General features: G+C 62.6%; 5 protein-coding genes. 1 reads left to right on the forward strand and 4 read right to left on the reverse strand.

The features are described from left to right. The 4 genes from AAG799_RS22460 to AAG799_RS22475 form a co-directional block, all read right to left on the reverse strand. A partial coding sequence (locus AAG799_RS22460) for a methyltransferase domain-containing protein (RefSeq protein WP_341899320.1) occupies positions 1-824 on the reverse strand: 824 nt, incomplete at its 3' end. Continuing rightward, positions 821-1,873 (reverse strand): CDP-glucose 4,6-dehydratase, encoded by a 1,053-nt coding sequence (gene rfbG, locus AAG799_RS22465; protein WP_341899322.1) that lies wholly within the window; start codon positions 1,871-1,873, stop codon positions 821-823. The genes AAG799_RS22460 and rfbG, both read right to left, overlap by 4 nt. A 3-nt stretch (positions 1,874-1,876) precedes the next feature. After that, positions 1,877-2,653: a glucose-1-phosphate cytidylyltransferase gene (rfbF, locus tag AAG799_RS22470; RefSeq protein ID WP_341899325.1), complete on the reverse strand. Its 777-nt coding sequence runs from the start codon at positions 2,651-2,653 to the stop codon at positions 1,877-1,879. Next, positions 2,650-3,498, reverse strand: a complete 849-nt coding sequence (locus AAG799_RS22475; RefSeq protein ID WP_341899326.1) for a glycosyltransferase family 2 protein — start codon at positions 3,496-3,498, stop codon at positions 2,650-2,652. The genes rfbF and AAG799_RS22475 overlap by 4 nt, the downstream gene beginning before the upstream one ends. Before the next feature lie 180 nt (positions 3,499-3,678). Here AAG799_RS22475 and AAG799_RS22480 point away from each other — a divergent pair. After that, on the forward strand, positions 3,679-4,293 hold a 615-nt coding region (locus AAG799_RS22480), incomplete at its 3' end, for a UTRA domain-containing protein (protein WP_341899328.1).

Consider the following 4,293-nt stretch of genomic DNA (forward strand, 5'->3'; position numbering starts at 1 on the left):
CGCTCCTTGGCCCGCACATTCGTCAGACCGGGTGCATCGGCATGGCCGGCATCGCGATGGCAGACGAACAACCGCAACGACCCGCCGTGGGTGAGCAACTCTTCGACATCAAAAACCCGCAAGTCGTTGGCGGCGAAGATTTTCTCAGCGGCCAGCAGCGACAGATAGGAATAGTGCTCGTGATAAATGGTGTCGAACTGCACCTGCTCGATCAGATTGAGCAGGTGCGGGAATTCAACGGTCAGCACGCCCTGCGGCTTGAGCAGAATCGTGAAACCGGCGATGAACTGGTTGAGTTCCGGCACATGGGCCATCACATTGTTGGCCACCATCAGATCGGCAGCCTTGCCGGAATCGCGCAGGCGCTGCGCCGTCTCGCGATTGAAGAAGGCGACTTCGGACGGAATTCCCTTCTGCTCGGCCACAACAGCAACATTGGCTGCCGGCTCAACTCCCAGAACGCCGATACCGGCAGCCTGGAAATGCTGCAGCAGGTAGCCATCGTTACTGGCCACTTCGACCACCAGCGAATCCTGCGTCAGGCCAAAGCGCTGCGTCATCGCCCCGGCATAGCGCCGCGCATGCTCGACCCAACTGGTGGCATAAGACGAGAAATAGGCATAGTCGGAAAAGATCGCTTCGGCCGGCACATTGTGGTCGACCTGCACTAGAAAGCAGCGCTCGCAGACCCGGGCATGCAGCGGATAGCGCGGCTCGTCCTGTCCGGCCTTCACCGCCGGCACATAGGAGTTGGCTAGCGGCTGCATCCCCAGATCGACAAAGCTACGCCGCAGCGGCGCGTGACAAAATCTGCACTCACTCATACGCGTCCCTCGAAATCGGCAATCTGCCCATCGGTCAAAGCGGCGGCATCTCCGCCCGCGAGCCAATCACGATACCACGCCACCGTGGCTTCCAGCGCCGCCTGGGTGGCAAAACCCGGCCGCCAGTCCAGCGCAGCAACGGCCCGGCGCGCATCCAGCGCCAGCACACCCTTTTCGGGCATCCCCGGCTGTGGCTCATGGCGCCAGGCCGGCGCGCCAAAGGCTTGCGTAAACTGGGTGGCAATTGCGCCCACCGTGATGCGCTGGTCGTCCAGCGGGCCGAAATTCAGGCTCGCCGGCAGGTCCGCGCGCGCCTCATGCAGCGCCTGGGCATACAGCAGATAGCCCTGCACCAGGTCCAGCACGTGCTGCCAGGGCCGAGTCGCTTCCGGCCGGCGCAGCACCACAGCCTGCTGACCCTGCGTTGCGCGCACGATATCGGGGATCAGCCGTTCGGCCGACCAGTCGCCGCCACCGATGACATTGCCGCCGCGCGCTGTGACGATGCGATGCCGGGCTGACAGGAAGCTTTTCCGCCAGCTGTGCACGGCAATTTCCATTGCCGCCTTTGATGCCGAATAGGGATCATCGCCGCCCAAGGCTGCATCCTCGGTAAAGGCCATGCCGCTTTCGCTGTTGGCATAGACCTTGTCTGTCGTAACCAGGACGGCGGTGAGCGGCGCGCCATGCCGCCGCATCGCCTCCAGCAGGTTGATTGTGCCCATCAGGTTGCTGGTCCAGGTGCCAAACGGATCGCGGTAACTGGCCGGCACCAGCGCCTGGGCCGCCAGGTGCAGCACAATCTCGGGCCGCGCCGCCGTCAGGGCTTTTTCCACGGCGGCCGCATCGCGCAGATCAGCGATGGTTTCGCCGGCGAGCGGTGTCCGCAGCAGGGCGTGCAAGCTGGGGGCACTGTCGGGCACCAGCGCGAAGCCGTGCACCTCGGCGCCCATCCGCTGCAGCCAGCGCGCTGCCCAAGCGCCCTTGAAGCCGGTATGACCAGTCAACAGGACGCGGCGGCCACGCCAGAAGTCACGGCTGACCGCCATGCTTCAGACCCAGGTCTTCCAGGGCGCCTTGCCGCTGGTCCAGAGGGTTTCCAGGATGCCGCGTTCGCGCACCGTATCCATCGGCTGCCAGAAGCCGTCATGGCGGAAAGCACGCAACTGATCCTGTGCAGCTAGTTTTTCCAGCGGCTCACGCTCCCAGACCGTGCCTTCGTCGGCGATGTAATCCAGCACCTTGGACGACAGCACGAAGAATCCGCCATTGATCAGGCCACCATCGCCGCGTGGCTTCTCGCGGAAGCCGGCGATGCGATCGCCATCCTCCAGGGTCAGCGCGCCAAAACGGCCCGGCGGGCTGACCGCCGTCATCGTTGCCAGCTTGCCATGGGCGCGGTGGAAGGCGATGGATGCAGTAACGTCGATGTCGGCAACACCATCGCCATAGGTCATGCAAAAGGCGTCTTCATCCTGCAGCCAACGCGCCACGCGCTTGAGCCGGCCACCAGTCTCGGTCGCTTCGCCGGTCTCGACCAGAGTGACTTTCCACGGCTCCGGCGCACCACTGAGATATTCCAACCGGTTATTGGCCAGATCGACCGTCACATCAGCGGCATGCAGCACATAATTGACGAAATACTCCTTGATCATATAGCCCTTGTAGCCAAGGCAGATCACGAAATCGGTGATGCCATGGGCTGCATAGATCTTCATGATATGCCACAGGATCGGACGGGTGCCGATCTCGACCATCGGCTTGGGTCGCAGCACGCTTTCCTCGGCAATGCGCGTGCCGCGCCCGCCAGCCAGAATGACTGCTTTCATCGCGAACTCATCCCCATCAAATAAGCCAGTGTACCGCAGAACCGGCCGGCATCACGCAGGCCCTTGTTGCGAAAATCAGTGAGCAGGTAAAGCGGCGCCTTGAGGCCGAAGCGCAGCAGGGCCGGCAGGGCGATCCGCCACATCGCGGCACGACCGCAATATTTGCGCTCGATATAGAGCCGCGACCAGGCCATATGCCAGAACTTCTCCCAATGTTTGTCCCAGCTGCGCCTGATCGACCCGCCACCGACGTGATCGGTGATGGCGTCGGCGACACGGATTAGGCACCAGCCGGCGCGGCGCAGGCGGATGCAGAAATCATCATCCTCATAATAGAGGAAAATCGCCGGATCGAAGCCCGGCACAGCGTCGAGCGCGGCCCGCCGCACCAGCATGGCGGCGCCGGACACATAATCCGCGCAGATATCCCCTTCCGGCTCGGGATCAATGCGCTTGGGCGACATCCGGGCCCGGCGGAACATGTCGACATCATGCGAAACCTCCCAGTCGCCGGCCGGAGTACGCAGCGCCGGTGCCAGCACGCCAGCCTCTGGGTAGCGTTCGGCGGCAGCCAGCAGGCGATCCAGGCAATCGGGCTGCAGCTTGGCATCGGGATTGACCAGTAGCACGAAGTCACTGGCTGCCCGGGCCAAGCCCTGATTGGCAGCATTGCCGAAGCCGCGGCCGACATCATTGGCTATCATCGTGGCATTCGGCAGCCGGCTGCGGATGATATCGCGGGTCGAATCACTGCTGGCATTGTCGGTCACCACCAGCGGCCGGCCGGGCGGCAGATGGGCGAGGAACTCGCCGATCACGCGCTCGCTGTAATGGGTTACGGTCACGACTGTCACCGTTGGGGCCACCGTTTGGGTCACTGCGGGCGTCACGTTTCTGGCTAGGGGTGTTGCGTGGGTGGGTTTTACACAGATTCGCGGCGCCTTGCGAGGTTTTGCCTCGACTGGACTTGTATATACAATTGAACTTATACTGGCTCCGATTGGATCTTAGGGGCAGGGAAACCGATGTCCGGGTCAGCAGCCACGCAGAACGGGCCGACGCCGCGGTATCGCCGGGTCAAGGAATTCATCGTCAAGCATATCGAGGGCGGCGACTGGCGCGCCGGCGACCAAGTGCCGTCGGAAAGTGCCCTGGTCAAACAGCTCAAAGTCAGCCGCATGACGGTGAACCGGGCGCTACGCGAGTTGACCCATGAGGGTCTGCTGGTCCGCGTGCAGGGCACGGGCACCTTCGTGGCCGAGAAGCGCCCGATCTTCAATCTGGTCGAACTGCGCAATATTGCCGAGGAAATCGCCGAACGTGGCCAGCGCCATGCGGCGCGCGTTGAGTTGCTAAATGCCGAGAAGGCAAATCAGGATATTGCCCGCGATCTTGGCCTCAATGCCAATGCCGCCGTCTACCATTCCGTACTGGTGCATATGGCCGATGGCATCCCGCTGCAGGTGGAAGATCGCTTCGTCAATCCGGTCACCGCCCCCGGCTATCTCGATGCCGATTTCACGGCTATCACACCCAATGAATTCCTGATGCAAACAGCTCCCGCAACCGAAGTCGAGCATATCGTCGAGGCTGCCATGCCGGATGCACGAATCCGCAAGCTGCTCAAAAGGAATGCGAAC

The sequence above is a fragment of the Ferrovibrio terrae genome, assembly GCF_943371255.1.
Lineage (GTDB): Bacteria > Pseudomonadota > Alphaproteobacteria > Ferrovibrionales > Ferrovibrionaceae > Ferrovibrio > Ferrovibrio terrae_B.

Bases quoted from the DNA above. Each gene is read 5' to 3' on its own strand.
- rfbG (WP_341899322.1), bottom strand. From the start codon at position 1,873: ATGGCGGTCAGCCGTGACTTCTGGCGTGGCCGCCGCGTCCTGTTGACT.
- rfbF (WP_341899325.1), bottom strand. From the start codon at position 2,653: ATGAAAGCAGTCATTCTGGCTGGCGGGCGCGGCACGCGCATTGCCGAG.